Here is an 18,728-nt window from a genome sequence, read left to right on the forward strand (position 1 = left end):
CAGCCGGCTGTCGGCCGTGACTCCCGGTCGTCGCGCACACCGGAGGCCGGACACCGGGGTCGGGACGCGCCCCGGCGGTCAGGTCCGGCGGGACCTGCGGGACCTGCCGGAGCGGCGGGACCTGCGGGACCTGCCGGAGCGGCGGGACTGGCTGAACCAGTTGGACCGGACGGGCCGAGCAGTTCGACCGCCGGTCAGTCCGCCCGCAGCTCCGACTCCGGGTACGGGTCCGGGTCCCGATCCGGGTCCGGGTCCCGATCCGGCTCCGGGTCCGACTCCGGCTCCCGGCCCGGTTCCGGGTCCGGGTCCGTGGCGATCCGTGCGTGCAGGTGGACGTCCCGGTACGCGTCGTGCCGTCCCGCCTCGAACATCGCGTCCCGCAGCGTCCCCTCGTACCGGAACCCGCACCGCTCAGCGACCCGGCAGGAGGCGTCGTGCCCGAGCGCGTGGCCCAGTTCCAGGCGGTGCACTCCCAGCTCGGTGAAGGCGAAACCGGCCGCCGCCGCGAGCGCGCGCGAGGCGACCTTGCGGCCGCGTGCCTCTGGCAGCACCCAGTACCCGACGCGGGCGCAGCCCATGACGTGGTCGATCTCGTTGACGCCGATGTGCCCGAGGATCTCGCCGCTCTCCGCGTCCGTGACGCAGAAGGAGACCCCGGTGCCGTCCACGGCGCTCTCGGCCCGCGTCCGGAGCGACTCCCGCGCGCCGTCGATGTCCCGGACGGCCTTCAGCGGTGTGTTCCACCGCTGGAACTCCGGATCGGAGAGTCCGCGCAGCCAGGCGCCGGCGTCGGTGTCGGACGCGGCGTTCCAGGCGCGCAGCCGCAGACCGTGACCGTGCAGCTCGCGGTAGGGGTAGGTGGTGTACTGCTCGTCGACGTCGGCCATCCAGCCATTGAAACCCGAACCGGCGCCGGGCTCACCTCCGGGTCGCCCCGGCCGCCGGCCACCCTGGGACCCCGCCGTTCACCCCGGGAGTGCCCGGGTTCACCGTCAGCGGCCGAGCGCTCACCGCCGGGGCCGGAAGACCGGCACCCGCACCTCGGTGGCGGGGTCCGCTCCGGCCGCCCGGAAGGTGACCTCCAGCTCCATCCCGATCCGCAGCGCGCTCTCCTCGCACTCCACGATCTCGGTCATCATCCGCGGCCCCTCCGCGAGGTCGACCACGGCGGCCACGTAGGGCGTGCGGGCGCCGAACGGCGGGAGGTCGTTGCGGTGCACGACGGACCAGGTGTAGAGCGTCGCGCGTCCGCTCCCCTGCCGCCAGCCGACGTCCTCGCTCCAGCAGTGCGGGCAGAACTCGCGCGGGTAGTGGTGGTCACGTCCGCAGGCGGCGCAGTGCCGCAGCAGGAGCCACCCCTCGGCGGCGGCCTCCCAGTACGCGCGGCTGAACGCGTCGGCCTCCGGCACATCGAACCGCGCCCCGCCGGAGCCGCCCGCAGCTCCGCCCTGTCCCGTCCGCCCCGGCGCCCCGCCCTTCACCGGAACAGCCCGAGCGCGTCGTCCAGCGACCAGGTCTGCCACGACATGGCGAAGAGGGCGACGAGTGAGATGAGCGCCATCATCGCGTTCTGCCCCTGCTCGGCCCAGTCGTGGATCATCAGGACCAGGTAGAGGAGGTTGAGCAGCAGACCGCCGGCCAGCGCGACCGGGGTGAGGAAGCCGGCGACCAGGCCGAGACCGACGGCGAGTTCGGCGTAGACGACGACGTACGCCATCGTCCGCGGCCTCGGCGCGACGACCGCGTCGAAGCCGCTGCGGACCGCGTTCCAGCGGTGCTTCGAGGCGACGTCCGCCGCCCACGCGATGCCGGTCCCCCGCTCGAACCAGCCCTTCTTGTCCTTGTGCCGCCAGCTCTCCAGCCACCACAGGCCGAGTCCGATACGCAGCACGGCGAGCCATTGCGCACCGGTGAGCCAGATCGTGTCCATGGACACCCACGCCTTCGCCTCGATATCTGACGGTACGTCAGTTCAGCGCACGGGGAGCGCCCGCGCAAGGGGCACCGCACACGGCGGGCGACACGCGCCCCGGACCCCGTCCGACCTCCCCCCTCCGCACGCCACCCCCACAACCGGACGGCCTACGACACCGGCCCCACCCACGCCTCCTACAGCCGTGATCAATTCGCAACCGATTCCGGCCTTGACCGAGACCCATCAAGTCAGGACGTGATTACGCTCGCGCTCATGGCCGACTCGACAGCTTCCTCGACACCCCGCTCGGTGCCGTCCCACGAAGACCGCCCCGTGTACGTGATCGGCGGCGGTCCCGGTGGACTCGCCGCGGCGTACGCGCTGCGCAGCCGGGGTGTGCGGGCCGTCGTGCTGGAGAGGTCCGACCGGGTCGGAGCCTCCTGGCGGCGCCACTACGACCGGCTGCACCTGCACACCACCCGCAGGCTGTCCGCGCTGCCCGGGCTCGCGATGCCGCGCTCCTTCGGACGGTGGGTGTCACGTGACAACGTGGTGCGCTACCTGGAGAAGTACGCCGAGCACCACGAACTGGAGATCGTCACCGGGGTCGAGGTCTCCCGCGTCGAGCGGTCGGGGGACGACTGGCTGCTGCACGCCACCGGCGGCCGCCGCCTGACCGGCAGCGCGGTCGTCGTCGCCACCGGCCACAACCACACGCCCCGCCTGCCCGACTGGCCCGGCCGCGACGCCTACACCGGCGAACTCCTGCACGCCGGCGAGTACCGCAACGCCGGCCCCTACGCCGGCCGCGACGTCCTGGTCGTCGGCATCGGCAACACCGGCGCGGAGATCGCCGTGGACCTCGTCGAGGGTGGTGCGTCGCGGGTGCGGCTCGCGGTGCGGACGGCCCCGCACATCGTGCGGCGCTCGACGGCGGGCTGGGCCGCCCAGTTCACCGGCATCCTCGTACGGCGGCTGCCGGTCCGGCTGGTCGACCGGCTCGCGGGGCCGCTGGCCCGGGTCAGCGTGCCCGACCTGTCGGCGCACGGGCTGCCCCGCCCGGACACCGGGCTCTACTCGCGGGTGCGGGAAGGGGCGATCCCCGTCCAGGACGTCGGCCTGCTGGACGCCGTGCGCAAGGGGCGGGTCGAGATCGTCGGCGCCGTCGAGAGCTTCGAGGACGGCAAGGTCGTCCTCGCCGGCGGCGACCGCATCGGCCCCGACGTCGTCATCGCCGCCACGGGTTACCGGCGCGCGCTGGAGGGGCTCGTCGGTCACCTCGGGGTGCTCGACGAGCGCGGGCGTCCGGTCGTCCACGGCGCCCGTTCCCCGCGGGACGCCCCCGGCCTGTACTTCACCGGGTTCACCAATCCCATCAGCGGGATGTTCCGCGAACTCGCCCTGGACGCCCAGAAGATCGCCAAGGCGATAGCCCGAAGCAACGCCCGCCGATAACGTCCGCCTCCGGCAAGGGCCCCGTCGGCAGCGACGGGGCCCTTGTCCGCGCCCGGGGAGGCGCGCCGATCACACCCCGGAAGGGTGCCGTCACACCCCGGCCTCGGGAAGGGTGCCGGTCACACCCCGACTCCGGGAAGGGTGCCGTCACACCCCGGCCTCGGGAAGGGTGCCGGTGACACCCGGGCCTCGGGAGGCGTGCCGGTCACGCCCCGGCTCCGGGGAGGGTGCCGGTCACATCCCGACCTCGGAAAGGGTGCCGGTCACGCCCCGACCTCGGAAAGGGTGCCGGTCACGCCCCCGCTCCGGGAAGGGTGCCGATCGCACCGGGCCTCGGGAAGGGTGCCGTCACACCCCGACCTCGGAAAGGGTGCCGGTCACGCCCCCGCTTCGGGAAGGGTGCCGATCGCACCGGGCCTCGGGAAGGGTGCCGTCACACCCCGGCCTCGGGAAGGGTGCCGGTGACACCCGGGCCTCGGGAGGCGTGCCGGTCACGCCCCGGCTCCGGGGAGTGCGTCGACCCAACGCCAGGGCCACCCCCGGCGCGTCCCGGCCGACGAGGTGGTCCCTCCGCGCCACTTCTCCCCCGCCCGGTTCCCCTCCGGCGTGCGGCGGGTACGACCCCCTGTGCGCGCCGCCCCACACCGGCGCCCCGCGTCCCCCGCCTGCGCACAGCCTTTGCGTGCACGACTGTTCCTGACAGGGCGTCAGTTGCGTAATCTGACACAGCGTCAGTTAATTGGCTGTCACACAGGAGCGGGCGGACCGATGCTTGGATCAACCCACGGCACCCTCACCACCGACTCCCGCCGGGCCCGCGTCATCGCCTGCGGCGAGCAACCCTCACCGGTCGTCCACGGCAGACCCGCCGACGTCGACGACCTGGACGTCAGCGGCCGGCCGCTGTACGCCGCCGTACCCGATCTGGACCGCTTCTTCCGGCCCGAGTCGGTGGCCGTGATCGGCGCCTCCGACGCCGAGGGCCGGCCGAACACCGGGATCACCCGGCAACTGCTCGCGTGGGCCGAGCGGGTCGGCGCCCGCCTGTACCCCGTGCATCCCACCCGCCCCGCCGTCTTCGGCATCCCGTGCTTTTCCTCCGTCGCCGACCTGCCGGAACAGGTCGACCTCGCCGCGCTCCTGGTCGGCGACCCCGCCTCCGTGATCGACGAACTCACCGAGGCCAAGGTCAGGTTCGCGGTCGCCTTCGCCTCCGGGTTCGCCGAGACCGGACCGGAGGGCGCGGCGGCGCAGTCCCGTCTCGCCGCCGCCGTCTCGCGCTCCGGTCTGCGGCTCCTGGGCCCGAACACCAACCTCAACGCCTTCGAGCGGTTCCGCGACGACCTCGAAGGACCGGCGATCGCCCTCATCACCCAGTCCGGGCACCAGGGCCGCCCCGTCTTCGCGCTCCAGGAGCTGGGCATCCGACTCTCCCACTGGGCGCCCACCGGCAACGAGGCCGACCTGGAGACCGCCGACTTCATCTCCTACTTCGCCGAGCGGCCCGAGGTCGGCGCCATCGCCTGCTACATCGAGGGGCTGAAGGACGGCCGCTCCTTCCTGCTCGCCGCCGACCGCGCCGTCCGCCGCGGGGTGCCGGTCGTCGCGGTCAAGGTGGGCCGCACCGAGACCGGCGCCCGCACCGCCGCCTCACACACCGGCAAGCTGACCGGCTCGGACGCCGTGGTCGACGCGGCGATGCGGCAGTACGGCGTGATCCGCGTCGACGGACTCGACGAACTCCAGGACACCGCCGCCCTGCTGGCCCGGGCACGGGCCCCACGGGCCGACGGCGTCGCCGTGTATTCGATCTCGGGCGGCACCGGAGCGCACTTCGCCGACCTCGCCACCGCGGCCGGGCTCTCGCTGCCCACGCTGTCCGCCGCCAAGCAGGCGGAACTCCACACGTGGATACCGGAGTACCTGAACGTCGCCAATCCCGTCGACAACGGCGGCCACCCGGTCGGCGACCCGCGCGGCCGGAAGATCATCGACGCGATCCTCGCCGACCCGTCGGTCGGTGTGCTGGTCTGCCCCATCACCGGGCCGTTCCCGCCGATGAGCGACAAGCTGGCCCAGGACCTGGTGGACGCGGCGGAGCGGACGGACAAGCTGGTGTGCGTGGTGTGGGGATCGCCGGTCGGCACGGAGGCCGCGTACCGCGAGACGCTCCTCGGGTCGTCGCGGGTCGCCACCTTCCGTACGTTCGCGAACTGCGTCACCGCCGTCCGCGCCCACCTGGAGCACCACCGGTTCGCCGCCGCGTACCGCTCGCCCTTCGACGAGGCGCCCCGCACACCCTCGCCCTCCTTCCGAAAGGCGCAGGCGCTGATGCGTCCGGGGCAGCAGCTGAGCGAGCACGCGGCCAAGCAGCTGCTGCGGGCGTACGGCATACGCGTGCCGCGCGAGCAGCTGGTGACCAGTGCGGCGGCGTCGGTGCGGGCGGCGGGCCTGGTCGGCTACCCGGTCGTCATGAAGGCGTCCGGCGCGCAGATCGCCCACAAGACCGAACTGGGTCTGGTGAAGGTCGATCTGACCTCCGCCAGCCAGGTCAGGGACGCCTACCGCGAGCTGACCGACATCGCCCGCTACGAGGGGATCTCGCTGGACGGTGTACTGGTGTGCCAGATGGTCGAGCGGGGCGTCGAGATGGTCGTCGGCGTCGCGCACGACCCGCTCTTCGGGCCGACCGTCACCGTCGGCCTCGGCGGCGTCCTCGTGGAGGTGCTGCGGGACACGGCCGTGCGGGTGCCGCCGTTCGGCGAGGACCAGGCGCGGACCATGCTGACGGAGCTGCGGGGGCGGGCGCTCCTCGACGGTGTGCGCGGCGGTCCTCCCGTGGACGTCGACGCCCTCGTCGAGGTGATCCTGCGGGTGCAGCGGATGGCGCTGGAACTGGGGGACGACATCGCGGAGCTGGACATCAACCCGCTGATGGTGCTGCCGCGCGGGCAGGGCGCCGTGGCCCTGGACGCGCTGGCGGTCTGCCACTGAGCACGCCGGCGACCGGGCCCCCGCCCATCCTTTCGCGCGCCCTCGGGCGAACCGCCCCAGCACCGCCGCGACCCGTCGTACGAAACGGAGCTCCCCCATGGCGTCCTCCCCCGACGCTTCCTCCCCCGGCCGGCCCCCGCGCCACCGGACCGACGGTCCCGAAGGAACCGAAGGCCCCCGAGGACCCGGTGACGCGGAGGAAGCCCTCGACTCATTGGTACTGCACGCCACTGACAACGCCGTCTCGTGGATCACCCTCAACCGGCCCGAGGCGATGAACGCCGTCACCTGGGACCAGCGCGAACGCGTGATCGCGCTGCTCGCCGAGGCTTCCGCCGACCCCGGTGTCCGCGCAGTCGTCCTCACCGCCACCGGACGCGGGTTCTGCGCCGGCGCCGATCTGCGGGGCGCGCCGGCCGGCGGCGACCGCGTGCCGGGCGACGTGGCCCGCACCCTGCGGCTCGGCGCGCAGCGCCTCGTCGCCGCCGTCCTGGACTGCGAGAAACCGGTGATCGCGGCCGTGAACGGTACCGCCGCCGGTCTCGGCGCCCATCTCGCGCTCGCCTGCGACCTGGTCCTCGCTGCGGACTCCGCCACGTTCATCGAGGTGTTCGTACGCCGGGGACTCGTCCCGGACGGCGGCGGTGCCTATCTCCTGCCGCGCCTGATCGGGCCGCGGCGGGCCAAGGAGCTGATGTTCTTCGGCGACGCGCTCACCGCCCCGGACGCCGAACGGCTCGGGCTCGTCAACCGCGTCGTCCCCGCGGCCGACCTGGAGAAGACGGCCCGCGCCTGGTCGGAGCGGATCGCCGCGGGTCCGACCCGCGCGCTCGCCCTCACCAAGCAGCTCGTCAACGCCTCCCTCGACGCCGACCGAGCCACGGCGTTCGCCGCGGAGGCGGCGGCCCAGGAGATCAACATGACGACGGCGGACGCCCAGGAGGGCGTGGCGAGCTTCGTGGAACGACGGACTCCCCGATACCGGGGACGCTGACCGGCGAACCACCGATCACCGGGACACGCCCACGCCGGATGCCGGACGCGTGCCCCGCCGGGGACGCCTCCGCCGCCGGTGCCGAGCCTGCCGCGTCGGGCCCTGTCGCTCCGAGCGCACCGCCGACCACCAGGACGCTCCCACCGCCGGTGCCGGGGGCTTCCCATCTGACGGTCCGTCAGCTTCAATGGACGGTGTGATGGGACACGCAGGGATGGCGGCCGCCGCCGTCCGTTATCTCAGGTCCGCCGGGGCACCCACCGTCGCGGAGCCCGTGGAGGCGCTGCCGCGGCCCGGGTTGCGCGCGGTCGGCGACGACGAGCGGGCGCCGTTCGACCAGTCCGAGTTCCGGCGGGTCCTCGGGAACTTCGCGACCGGGGTGACCGTGGTGACGGCCCCCGCCGCCGACGGGGAGGGCGGCCCCGCCGGTTTCGCCTGCCAGTCCTTCTCGGCCCTCTCGCTCGACCCGCCGCTGATCGCCTTCATGGTCGGGCGTACGTCGACGACCTGGCCCCGCATCGCCCGCGCCGGCGTCTTCTGCGTCAACGTCCTGGGAGCCCACCAGGGCGAGCTGTGCCGCAGTTTCGCGGTGAGCGGCGCGGACAAGTTCGCCGGTGTCGGGTACGACGCCGCGCCCGTCTCCGGCTCCCCGCGCCTCACCGGCGCCCTCGCGTGGATCGACTGCACGATCCACGCGGTCCACACGGGCGGGGACCACCTCGTGGTGGTGGGGCGGGTGACCGCGCTCGGCGCGGCCGGCGGCGACCGGCCGCCGCTGCTCTTCCACCGCGGCCGCTTCCTCTGACCGCGTCCCCGAGACGGCTCACCGCCCCCGCGGGAGCTCAGGCGAGTGTCACCGCCGGGCGCTCCGGGCGCCGCCGGATCACCAGTGCCATCAGCGCCGCCGCCGCGCACAGCGCCCCGGAGGCCTGCCAGACGAGGTCGTACGAGCCGAACGCGTCCCGTGCCACACCGCCGAGGAAGGCGACGAGGGCGGCGCCCACCTGGTGGGAGGCGAGGACCCAGCCGAAGACGATCGCGCTGTCCTCGCCGTACTGCTCGCGGCACAGGGCCAGCGTGGGCGGCACCGTGGCGACCCAGTCGAGGCCGTAGAAGACGATGAAGAAGATCATCGGCGGGTGCACGCTCGGCGCCAGGAGCATGGGCAGGAACAGCAGCGAGACACCCCGCAGCGCGTAGTACACGGCCAGCAGCCTGCGCGGTTCGAAGCGGTCGGTGAACCAGCCGGAGGCGACCGTGCCGATCACGTCGAACACGCCGATGACCGCGAGGAGCGAGGCCGCCGCCGTGATCGGCATGCCGTGGTCGTGGGCCGCGGGCACGAAGTGGGTCTGGATCAGGCCGTTGGTGGAGGCGCCGCAGATCGCGAAGGTGCCGGCCAGCAGCCAGAACGGGCCCGTGCGGGCGGCGGAGAACAGCACCGTCACCGCCCGGCGCGCCGCACCCGGCACCGCCGGCGGCTTCTCCGCGAACTCCGTCGCGCCGTACGGCGTCAGGCCCACGTCCGCCGGGTGGTCCCGCAGCAGCAGCCAGACGAAGGGGACCACCGCGAGGGCGGCCAGGGAGACCGTGACGGCCGCCGGTCGCCAGTTGTGCTCCGAGATGATCCAGGACAGCAGCGGGAGGAAGATCAGCTGGCCCGAGGCCGAGGCGGCGGTGAGGATGCCGGTGACCAGGCCCCGGCGCTTCGTGAACCAGCGGTTGGTGACCGTCGCCGCGAAGGCGAGCGCCATCGACCCCGAGCCGAGGCCGACCAGCAGGCCCCAGCAGAGCATCAGCTGCCAGGGCGCCGTCATCCACACGGTGGCCCCGGCGCCGAGCGCGATCACCATCAGGGCGACCGCCACCACCCGGCGGATGCCGAAGCGGTCCATCAGCGCGGCGGCGAACGGCGCCGTCAGCCCGTACAGCGCGAGGTTGACCGACACCGCCGCGCCGATCGTGCCGCGCGACCAGCCGAAGTCCTCGTGCAGCGGGTCGATGAGCAGGCCGGGCAGGGAACGGAAGGCCGCCGCGCCGATGATCGTCACGAAGGTCACGGCGGCGACGAACCACGCGCGGTGGACGCGCGTACGACGGGGCGGGCGGGCGGTTCCTGATTCCGCCGCGGCGGCGGTGGCTGCGGATGTCTGGGTCACGTCATAGAGCTTCGGGGTCGCGCTTCCGGCGAACGAGTGGCCCGAAGGACAGCGTTCGCTAGGATCGGGCCATGGCTCTCATCCGTCCCGGCCACCGGGACAGCGCACCCGCCACGACGCCGGCCGCCCCGAGCCCGCCCGGCGCCACGGACGGCACCCCCGCGGCTCCGGCCACGGCGGCGGCCCCGGACGGTGCCGCGGCCCCGGGGACCGCCACCGCGCAGGCGGACGCCTCCGCGGGACCCCGTCGGCACCAGGATCCGGCCAGGGCGTCCGGGACCTCCCCGGCGGACCTCGAGGAGCGGGCCCCGGCGCGGCGGCACCGGGTCGTCGTCCTCGCGCTGGACGGGCTGCTGCCCTTCGAACTGGGCATCCCCCAGCGGATCTTCGGGCGGGCCAGGGACGCCGAGGGACGCGCGCTGTACGAGGTCGTCACCTGCTCGGTCCGCGCGCCCGGGCCCGTGGAGACGGACGCCGACTTCGCCGTACTCGTGGAGAACGGGCCGGAGGCGCTGGCCACCGCCGACACCGTCGTGATCCCCGCCTCCTACGAGCTGGGCCCGGTCCACGAGGAGGGCGTCCTGACGCCCGAACTGGCCGCAGCGCTGGCCCACGTCCGGCCGGGCACCCGGCTCGTCTCCATCTGCACCGGCGGATACGTGCTGGCCGCCGCGGGCCTGCTCGACGGCCGCGCCGCCACCACGCACTGGGCCTCAGCCGAGCACTTCCAGCGGCTCTTCCCGAGGATCAAGGTGGACGCGGACGTCCTGTTCATCGACGACGGCGACATCCTCACCTCAGCCGGGGTCGCCGCCGGGATCGACCTCTGCATCCACCTCGTGCGCCGCGACCACGGCACCGCCGTCGCCAACGACGTGGCCCGCCGCACCGTCGTGCCGCCGCACCGGGACGGCGGCCAGGCGCAGTACATCCACCGACCCGTCCCCGAGCCCCAGGTGGCGACCACCACGGCCGCCCGCGCCTGGGCCCTCGGCCGCCTCCACGAGCCCATCCAGCTCCGCGACATGGCGGAGCAGGAGAACATGTCCGTACGCACCTTCACGCGCCGCTTCCGCGAGGAGGCCGGCATCAGCCCCGGGCAGTGGCTCACCCAGCAGCGCGTGGAGCGGGCCCGCCATCTCCTGGAGTCCAGCGACCTGTCGATCGACCAGGTGGCCCGGGACGCCGGCTTCGGCACGGCCCAGTCGATGCGCCAGCACCTACAGTCCGCCCTCGGGGTCACCCCCACGACCTATCGCCGCACCTTCCGCGCCGGCAACGGAGGCGGGACCGGGGGCCGGAAGGACGCCAACGGCCGTGTCGCGAGCGCCGGTTGACGGTGTCGCCGCGGGCGCCCGGCGCCCGCTCCGGCCCTCCCCCAGCGCGCCGACCGCGGTGAGCGCCAGCGTCAGCGCGACGCCGGCCAGGATCGCGGTCGACGGAGCGACGAAGTGCAGCAGGGCACCCGCGAGGGAGCCGGTCGCCGCGTATCCCGCGCCGACCGCCGCGTACATCACCGAGTAGCCGGCGGCCAGCGCGCTCGGCGGAAGCACCTCGCGCAGCGACAGGTTGCGGGTGAGCATCGCGCCGGCCTGGAGCACGCCCGCGACGGCGAGGGCGGCGGCCGTCCAGCCGGGGGCCGGCAGCACCGCGACCAGCGCCACGCAGGCGGAGACGCCCGTCATGAGCACCACGCTCCGGGCCCGCAGGTCCCCCGGCCAGGACCGCAGCCCGTAGACGAACGCGCCCACGCCCGACCCGAGCGCGAACCCCGAGAGCAGCGGGCCCGACCAGCCCACGCCGACGGCGCGCTGCTCCAGGAGCGCGGGCAGGACCAGTTCGGCGAGGGCGAGCAGGGACAGGCTCGCCGCGCCCGTCACGTACACCGGCCAGGCGCGGGCCAGCAGGCGGGGCAGCGAGACGCCGTCCCGGTCCGCCGCGTCGGCCTCCCAGCCCGCGGGCAGCAGCCACAGCCCCGCGACGGACGCCGCCATCAGCGCGGCGGCCAGCACGAGGGGCACCGCGGGGGCGACGCCCAGCGCGAGGCCGGTGACCGCGGCCGGGGACAGCGCCCAGATGCCGGACATCAGCATCGACTCGGTCGACAGGGCCTGGGCGACGGCGTCCTTCGGGACGAGGCCGGTGAGCAGGGTGCGCAGGCCGCCGGGGGCCGCGGCGGGCGCGGCTCCGGCGAGGAACGCGAACGCCGCGAGTATCCCCGCGTGCGCGTGCGGGAACGCGCCGAGGCCCGCGAAGCCGAGCGCTCCGGCCGCCAGGCCCGCGGCCAGTTGGCGGCGGGCGCTGTGCGGGCGCATCCGCGTGCCGAGCAGGGGTGCGCCGGTGATCTCCCCGACCACGTAGGCCGCCGCGAGGACCGCGCCCAGGGCATAACCCCCGGGGCGCTCGCGGACCAGGAAGACCAGGGCCAGCGGGGCCATGGCCACCGGGAGGCGGGCGGCGACGGCCACGACGGCCCAGGCCAGGACCTGGCGGGAGGCGACGTCGCGATAGCTCATGCGACGACGTTAGGCGACCGCGCCGACACCGCCCACGGAATTCCCGCGCCCTGTGGACAACTTCGGCCACCGCCGCCCCGGGCCCGCGTACGGCGTCCCCGCCGTGCCGTGCTCACGGGGCCCGCCGGACGTCCGCTGGAGCGTGCGCTAGAACGTCAGCACCGCCCGCGCGACCCTGCCCTGGTGGGCGTCGTCCGCCGCCTTCTCGAAGTCCTCGACCGGGTAGGTCGCGGTCACCAGTTCGTCCAGCAGCAGCCGCCCGCTCCGGTACAGCTCGGCGTACCGGGCGATGTCGCGCTGGGGCCGCGAGGAACCGTACCGGCAGCCGAGGATCGACTTGTCCAGGTACATCGAGGAGACGAGGAAGGACGCCTCGGCGGTCGCCGGCGGGACGCCGAGGAGGATCGCCTGGCCGTGCCGGTCGAGCAGGTCGACGGCCTCGCGGACGAGTTCGACCCGGCCGACGCACTCGAAGGCGTGGTCGGCGCCCGTGGGCAGGAGGTCCCGCACGCCCCGGGTCGAGGTGAGGAAGTCCGTGGCGCCGAACCGGCGGGCCGCCGTCTCCTTGGCCGGGTTGGCGTCCACCGCCACGATCCGTACGGCACCGGCGAGCCGCGCCCCCTGGATCACGTTGAGCCCGACGCCGCCCGTGCCGATGACGAGGACCGTGTCGCCGTGCTCCACCCGCGCCCGGTTCAGCACGGCCCCGACGCCGGTCAGCACCCCGCACCCGATCAGCGCGGCGGACGGCATCGGGATGTCCGCGGGGACGGGCACCGCCTGCACCGCCTTGACGACCGTGCGCTCCGCGAAGGCCGAGTTGGAGGCGAACTGGTGGAGCGGGCGGCCGCCCCGGGTGAACGGTTGCCGCGGCATCCCGATCGCCGCACGGCACATGGTCGGCCGTCCGCGGTCGCACTGGGCGCAGGCACCGCAGTTGGCGAGCGTGGACAGCGACACGTGGTCGCCGGGCCGTACGTGGGTGACACCGGCGCCCACCGACTCGACGGTCCCCGCGCCCTCGTGCCCCAGCACCACGGGGACCGGGAAGGGGATGGTGCCGTCCACCACGGACAGGTCGCTGTGGCAGAGCCCGGCCGCCGCGATCGCGACCCGCACCTCGCCCGGTCCCGGATCGCGCACCTCGAGATCGTCCACGACCCGGGTCCGCTTCCCGTCGAAGATCACGCCTCGCATCGCACCGGCTCCCCTCCGCCCGGGTTCATCCCCGGGGTTCCTTCGGCAGGCCGAGCACGCGCTCGGCGATGATCGTGCGCTGGATCTCGTCGGAGCCGCCGTAGATTGTGTCGGCCCGGCCGAACAGGAACAGGTGCTGGAGCTCGTCGATCCGGTACGGCTCCTCGGGCGACCAGTCCGCGGGACCCACGGCCGCCCCGGCGCCCCGCACCTCCATCGCCAGCTCGCCGAGCCGCTGGTGCCAGCGGCCCCACAGCAGCTTCGCCACACTGGGCGCTCCCGGCGCCTCGGCGTCCGAGCTGCCCAGTGTGCGCAGGGCGTTCCAGCGCATCGCGCGCAACTGCGCCCACTGGTCCACGAGCCGGTCCCGGACGACGGGGTCGTCGGCGGCCCCGGTGGCGACGGCCGCCCGGATCACGGTGCCCAACTCCCGTGCGAAGCCGATCTGCTGGGCCAGGGTCGACACTCCGCGCTCGAAGCCGAGCAGGCTCATCGCCACGCGCCAGCCGTCGCCCTCGGCGCCGACGAGGTGCTCGGCGCGCGCCTCCGCGCCGTCGAAGAACACCTCGTTGAACTCGCTCGTCCCGGTGAGCTGGCGGATCGGCCGGACCTCGACGCGGCCGGGCTGGTCCATGGGGACGAGCAGGAACGACAGTCCGTGGTGGCGGACCGAACCGGGCCGCGTACGGGCGAGGACGAAGCACCAGTCGGCCTCGTGGGCGAGGGACGTCCAGATCTTCTGGCCGGTGACGCGGTACGTGTCCCCCTCCCGTACGGCGGCGGTGCGCACGCCCGCGAGGTCCGAACCGGCGCCGGGTTCGCTGTAGCCCTGGCACCACAGTTCCTCGCCGCGGGCGACCGGCGGCAGGAAGCGCGCCTTCTGCTCGGGTGTGCCGTGGGCGATGAGGGTGGGGGCGAGCAGCTTCTCGCCGATGTGGCCCGAGCGTGCCGGAGCGTCCGCGCGGGCGTACTCCTCGGCCCAGGCCACCTGTTGCGTCAGCGACGCGGTCCGGTTGCCGTACCCGTCCTCGCTCCAGCCGAGTCCGATCCAGCCGGCCGCGCCGAGTTCGCGCTCCCACTCCCGGCGGCCCGCCCCGGCCGGGAGGTGTTCCGCCAGCCACGCGCGCGCCTCGGCGCGGAACGCCTCGTCCCGCGCACCGGTTCCGAACTCCACGGTCACCGCCTCACGTCGGCCGCCCGCACGGCCGCTCACGCGTTCGGGCGTTGCTTCGCGGCGGCGGCCCGGGCCATCGCCTCGACCCGTTCCAGCAGCGGCATCGGGTCCACGCCCACCGTCCCGGGCAGGAAGTCCGCGATCCGTTCGGGGGTCCAGGAGCCCTCGGCGTAGCCGGCCCGCAGCTCCCGCGGCTGCGCCCAGACCGCGATCTTGGGACCGGCGATCGTGTAGACCTGCCCGGTGATCCGCTCCTGGCGGGCGCGGTCGGAGAGGAGGTAGACGACGAGGGCGGCCACGTCCTCGGGCTCGCCGATCTCGGCCAGTTCCATGGGGACGTTCGCCGACATCCGGGTCCGGGCGACCGGGGCGACCGCGTTGGCCGTGACCCCGTACTTGTGCAGGCCGAGGGCGGCGCTGCGCACCAGTGAGATGATCCCGCCCTTCGCCGCGCTGTAGTTGGCCTGGGCGACGGAGCCCTGGTGGTTGCCGCTGGTGAAGCCGATCAGCGTCCCGGAGCCCTGGGCGCGCATCACCGCGGAGGCGGCGCGGAAGACGGTGAACGTGCCCTTCAGGTGGGTGGCGACCACCGGGTCCCACTCCTCCTCGGTCATGTTGAAGAGCATCCGCTCGCGCAGGATCCCCGCCACGCACACGACTCCGTCGAGACGCCCGTACGACGTCAGGGCCGCGTCGACGACCCGCCGGCCGCCCGCCATGGTGGAGACGTCGTCGGCCACCGCGACGGCGTCGCCGCCCGCCGCCTCGATCTCCTTGACCACCGCCTCGGCCACCGCGCTCGTCGGGGACGCGCCCTCGACGGAGACGCCGTGGTCGTTGACGACGACGCGCGCCCCCTCGGCCGCCGAGGCGAGCGCGACGGCGCGGCCTATCCCGCGGCCCGCGCCGGTCACGGCGACGACCTTGCCTGCCAAGAAGTTCCCCACGCCCGGCCCCTTCCCGCGGTTTCTGACGGACCGTTAGATTTTATGACCCGGCAGACACCCGGAGACAAGCCCCGCGGAGGACCCATGTCAGCGACGACACCGCATCCGGCGTTCCACGACCTCGCCGAGCGCGTGAACAACTGGGGCCGCTGGGGCGCCGACGACGAGATCGGGACACTGAACCTCGTCACCGACGAGGTGGTGCGGGAGGCGGCGGCGGAGGTGCGCACGGGCCGCCGGATACCGCTCGCGCTCCCGCTGCGGCAGGACGGGGTGCAGACCGGCATGATCCCGGGGCGGGTGAACCCGCTGCACGTGATGGTGCAGATCAACCAGGAGCTGTTCGGGCCGGGCACGGTCGCGTGCAGCGACGACGTCGTGACCATGGGGCTCCAGGCGGCCACCCACTGGGACGCGCTGCCCCACGTCTCGCACTCGGGGCGGCTCTACAACGGCCGTCCGGCGGAGACGGTCACCGCGCACGGCGGGGCCGCGTTCGGGGGCATCGACAAGCCGCGGCACATCGTCTCGCGGGGTGTGCTGCTCGACGTCGCCCGGGCGCGCGGCGAGGACCGGCTGGCGGGCGGGCACGCCGTGACCCCCGAGGACCTCGACGCCGCCGAGGAGTTCGCGGGCACCCGGGTGCGGACGGGCGACATCGTCCTCGTACGCACCGGCCAGGTCCAGGTCTATCTGGCGGGCGACCGGGAGGCGTACGGCTATCCGTCCCCGGGTCTTTCGGTCCGCACCCCGGAGTGGTTCCACGCCCGCGATGTCGCCGCGGTCGCGAACGACACCCTCACCTTTGAGATATTTCCTCCCGAGATAGAGGACCTGTGGCTGCCCGTGCACGCGCTCGACCTCGTGGAGATGGGGATGCTTCAGGGCCAGAACTGGAATCTCGAAGAGTTGTCCACAGCCTGTGGACAAGAAAGGCGCTACAGCTTCCTGCTGTCGGCCACCCCCGAACCCTTCGTCGGCGGCACGGGCTCCCCGGTGGCACCGGTGGCCGTGCTGTAGCCGGCGAATCGGAGGGAAGAAAGGGGGTGTGTGTGCGGGCGGACGCCGACCGGCGGCGGCGCGGGGATGTCGGCTGGCGGCGCGGCGCTGCCCGCCCCGAGCACGGCACCGCGCGCCGCCATCCGGCTCCGGCGTTCCCGCCCTGCTCCCACTTGGCCCTCGAGGAGTCGACGCCGAATCGCGATCCGCACTCGCCGAGGGCTTCCGTCACCGAAACCCTCGTCGTCCCCTCGCGGCGAATCGCTGAACACAAGCGTGATCAAACGGACACGCCACGTCAACACCCGTACGGGGATTCATCACCTACACCCCATTTGTGACAGCGCGTACGGGAGCACTGCCCGGCGCATTCAGCCGTGGACCACGCGGGCGGACGCCGTGGACGTGCATGTATGCACGTTCCGCACGACGGGCCGCCACCGGGACGCCGGCGCGCTACACGGCCTCGTACGCGAAACCCTCGTACGCCGGGTACGCGACGGCCCTCGTGACACCCGGGGCGCAGCGGTCCACCTCGCACCAGATCCGCTTGCCGGCCCCTTCGGGGCTCCAGCCCCAGCGGTCGGCGAGACCGTCGACGAGCTCCAGACCGCGGCCGTTGGTGTCATCGCCCTGCGCGTGGCGCGGGGCCGGCGGGCAGGCACTGGAGTCGGCCACCTCCAGGCGGACCGTTCCGGCGGCGGCGCCGGAGGGTTCGCCGCGAACCCCCTGCAACTGGAGGCGCAGCACGGCCGGACAGCCCGTGTGCACCACCGCGTTGGTGACGAGCTCCGAGACGAGCAGGATCAACGTCTCGGCGAGCGGCTCGTCGGCCTCTATGCCGGACACCGCGAGCCGCGACCGAGCCCATCTCCGGGCGCGCCCCACCTCCGCGGGGTCGGGCCGGATCTCCAGCTGCACTTGAAGCACCTGCACCGCTCACACCATCCGAACCGGCGGACACATCGCCTCGCGCCTCACCAGGGCCACGATCGTGGCCATCGCCTGCATGGCCAGAACCAGGGTCACGGAACGTGATTCCCTTGAGAGACAGCATGGTTGACGTACAGTCACCCCAACAAGCGCTTCGGGCATATTCCAGCGCGAAGGAGTACGCATACGGCATACTGTGCGACGCTCGTAGCGGGGAGTCGAACAGGCGGGGACGACGGTCCGTCCCGCCCTGCGAGCGGCGCGCATCGCCCGGTCCGGCGCCACCTCGGGGGCAGCACCGGTATGGTCCGGCCTCAGAACCACTCGCATCCCACACAAGGTACCCGAGCACGGCTGTGACTCCAGGCCGTGACGAGTCACGCATAGGACACAACCCGGTCTCAACGCTCCGTGATTCCGGTGTGCCACGTTCCGCGACATTCCGTGAGCGTCCCGCGCGGGGCGCCCTGCGCAGGGCCTCACCACGCCGATCCGGACAGCAGATTCCCGGCCAGCATCTCCTCACTCTCCGTAGCGTCGCCAGCACGCCGGGTGCGGATCCAGGCGCGTTTCAGGTGCAGGTGGACGTCGGACTCCCAGGTGAAGCCCATGCCGCCGTGCACCTGGAGGCAGTCCCGGGCGCCCCGCACCGCGGCCTCGTCGGCGAGCAGCCGGGCGGCGGCGATGTCCGGCGGGTCGGCGGTCACGGCGGCCGCGTACACGGCCGCGCGCGCGGTCTCCACCCGGACCAGCATCCGGGCGCACAGGTGCTTGACCGCCTGGAAGGCCCCGATGGGCTGCCCGAACTGCTCACGCGCCCGGGCGTGTTGCACCGCCAGCTCGCAGGTGCGGGCCGCGCCGCCCAGTTGTTCGGCGGCGGTGAGCAGGACGACCAGGGGATCGGGCGCCGCCGGGACCGGCACCCGGTGCAGCGGGGTCAGCGGGTCGACGGACCGCACGGCCACGGCCTCGGGCATCAGGGACACCGGGCGGGCGGGCGAGCCGGGCGGTGCCGTCGGCCGTTCCGCGTTCCGGAGGGGCTCCGGGGGTGACCCGGGCGGTCCGGGGTCCCGTACGACGTCCGCCTCGTCCAGCCACTCCACGAGGCCGCCGTACGCGGCGGTCACGACCGTCTCCCCGGTGGCCGCCCCCGGCACGGTCCCGGCCGCCAGGTGTGTCGCCACCAGCGGCCCGGGGAGCAGCACGCGACCGGCCTCCTCGAAGGCCAGCACCGCCTCCGGGAGGCCGAGGCCGACCCCGCCCTCGGCCTCCGGCAGCCGCAGCGCGAAGAAGCCCGCCGCCCCCAGCTCGCGCCAGAGCGCGCGGTCGAGGCCGCCGCCGTCCACCGCCGCGCGCAGCGCACCCCGGCCGAAGCGCCCTTCGAGCAGCGTGCGCACACCCGCCCGCAACGCCTGCTGGTCGTCCGTGAGTTGGAAGTGCACGGG

General features: G+C 74.0%; 16 protein-coding genes. 6 read left to right on the forward strand and 10 right to left on the reverse strand.

The window, feature by feature from the left end; translation table 11 throughout:
• Window positions 1–194 precede the first annotated feature (194 nt).
• From ACZ4VA_RS24430 to ACZ4VA_RS24440, 3 genes are all read right to left on the reverse strand, one after another.
• A complete protein-coding gene (locus ACZ4VA_RS24430) occupies window positions 195–887 on the reverse strand; it encodes a GNAT family N-acetyltransferase (RefSeq protein WP_356239341.1) in 693 nt (230 codons plus the stop codon).
• A 120-nt stretch (window positions 888–1,007) separates the two neighbouring features.
• Complete coding sequence (locus tag ACZ4VA_RS24435) at window positions 1,008–1,409, reverse strand: Zn-ribbon domain-containing OB-fold protein (RefSeq protein WP_356163883.1); 402 nt, start codon at window positions 1,407–1,409, stop codon at window positions 1,008–1,010.
• A 68-nt stretch (window positions 1,410–1,477) separates the two neighbouring features.
• Entirely contained in the window at window positions 1,478–1,930 is a 453-nt protein-coding gene (locus ACZ4VA_RS24440) for a DoxX family protein (protein ID WP_355782119.1), read from the reverse strand.
• A 258-nt stretch (window positions 1,931–2,188) separates the two neighbouring features.
• Here ACZ4VA_RS24440 and ACZ4VA_RS24445 point away from each other — a divergent pair, with 258 nt between their 5' ends.
• From ACZ4VA_RS24445 to ACZ4VA_RS24460, 4 genes are all read left to right on the forward strand, one after another.
• Complete coding sequence (locus ACZ4VA_RS24445; protein ID WP_355782122.1) at window positions 2,189–3,370, forward strand: flavin-containing monooxygenase; 1,182 nt, start codon at window positions 2,189–2,191, stop codon at window positions 3,368–3,370.
• Window positions 3,371–4,138: 768 nt separating this feature from the next.
• Window positions 4,139–6,364, forward strand: a complete 2,226-nt coding sequence (locus tag ACZ4VA_RS24450) for an acetate--CoA ligase family protein (RefSeq protein WP_355782125.1) — start codon at window positions 4,139–4,141, stop codon at window positions 6,362–6,364.
• A 214-nt stretch (window positions 6,365–6,578) separates the two neighbouring features.
• The gene (locus tag ACZ4VA_RS24455; RefSeq protein WP_468082549.1) at window positions 6,579–7,358 is read left to right on the forward strand and encodes an enoyl-CoA hydratase/isomerase family protein; all 780 of its coding nucleotides are present in this window, start codon (window positions 6,579–6,581) and stop codon (window positions 7,356–7,358) included.
• 199 nt (window positions 7,359–7,557) lie between these two features.
• Window positions 7,558–8,163 carry a flavin reductase family protein gene (locus tag ACZ4VA_RS24460; RefSeq protein WP_468082512.1) on the forward strand — a complete coding sequence of 202 codons (606 nt, stop codon included), beginning with the start codon at window positions 7,558–7,560 and terminating at the stop codon, window positions 8,161–8,163.
• A 37-nt stretch (window positions 8,164–8,200) separates the two neighbouring features.
• On the opposite strand, the gene ACZ4VA_RS24465 is transcribed toward ACZ4VA_RS24460, so the two are convergent.
• A complete protein-coding gene (locus ACZ4VA_RS24465; RefSeq protein WP_468082513.1) occupies window positions 8,201–9,517 on the reverse strand; it encodes an MFS transporter in 1,317 nt (438 codons plus the stop codon).
• Window positions 9,518–9,588: 71 nt separating this feature from the next.
• Here ACZ4VA_RS24465 and ACZ4VA_RS24470 point away from each other — a divergent pair, with 71 nt between their 5' ends.
• The gene (locus ACZ4VA_RS24470; protein WP_468082514.1) at window positions 9,589–10,854 is read left to right on the forward strand and encodes a GlxA family transcriptional regulator; all 1,266 of its coding nucleotides are present in this window, start codon (window positions 9,589–9,591) and stop codon (window positions 10,852–10,854) included.
• Here the strand turns inward: ACZ4VA_RS24470 and ACZ4VA_RS24475 are convergent.
• From ACZ4VA_RS24475 to ACZ4VA_RS24490, 4 genes are all read right to left on the reverse strand, one after another.
• Window positions 10,738–12,033: an MFS transporter gene (locus ACZ4VA_RS24475; RefSeq protein WP_356163881.1), complete on the reverse strand. Its 1,296-nt coding sequence runs from the start codon at window positions 12,031–12,033 to the stop codon at window positions 10,738–10,740. The two genes, ACZ4VA_RS24470 and ACZ4VA_RS24475, sit on opposite strands and share 117 nt — an antisense overlap.
• 147 nt (window positions 12,034–12,180) lie before the next feature.
• Entirely contained in the window at window positions 12,181–13,230 is a 1,050-nt protein-coding gene (locus ACZ4VA_RS24480; protein ID WP_355787798.1) for a Zn-dependent alcohol dehydrogenase, read from the reverse strand.
• Window positions 13,231–13,255: 25 nt separating this feature from the next.
• The gene (locus ACZ4VA_RS24485) at window positions 13,256–14,404 is read right to left on the reverse strand and encodes an acyl-CoA dehydrogenase family protein (protein ID WP_355787795.1); all 1,149 of its coding nucleotides are present in this window, start codon (window positions 14,402–14,404) and stop codon (window positions 13,256–13,258) included.
• A 35-nt stretch (window positions 14,405–14,439) separates the two neighbouring features.
• A complete protein-coding gene (locus ACZ4VA_RS24490; RefSeq protein WP_356163879.1) occupies window positions 14,440–15,351 on the reverse strand; it encodes an SDR family NAD(P)-dependent oxidoreductase in 912 nt (303 codons plus the stop codon).
• An 84-nt stretch (window positions 15,352–15,435) separates the two neighbouring features.
• Between ACZ4VA_RS24490 and ACZ4VA_RS24495 the strand changes: the two genes are divergently transcribed.
• Complete coding sequence (locus ACZ4VA_RS24495) at window positions 15,436–16,371, forward strand: cyclase family protein (RefSeq protein WP_355787789.1); 936 nt, start codon at window positions 15,436–15,438, stop codon at window positions 16,369–16,371.
• A gap of 435 nt (window positions 16,372–16,806) precedes the next feature.
• On the opposite strand, the gene ACZ4VA_RS24500 is transcribed toward ACZ4VA_RS24495, so the two are convergent.
• Window positions 16,807–17,286: an ATP-binding protein gene (locus tag ACZ4VA_RS24500; protein ID WP_355787786.1), complete on the reverse strand. Its 480-nt coding sequence runs from the start codon at window positions 17,284–17,286 to the stop codon at window positions 16,807–16,809.
• Between the two features lie 476 nt (window positions 17,287–17,762).
• Window positions 17,763–18,725: an acyl-CoA dehydrogenase family protein gene (locus tag ACZ4VA_RS24505; protein WP_468082515.1), complete on the reverse strand. Its 963-nt coding sequence runs from the start codon at window positions 18,723–18,725 to the stop codon at window positions 17,763–17,765.
• Window positions 18,726–18,728 lie beyond the last annotated feature (3 nt).

It is taken from the genome of Streptomyces sp. NPDC028308, assembly GCF_055565855.1.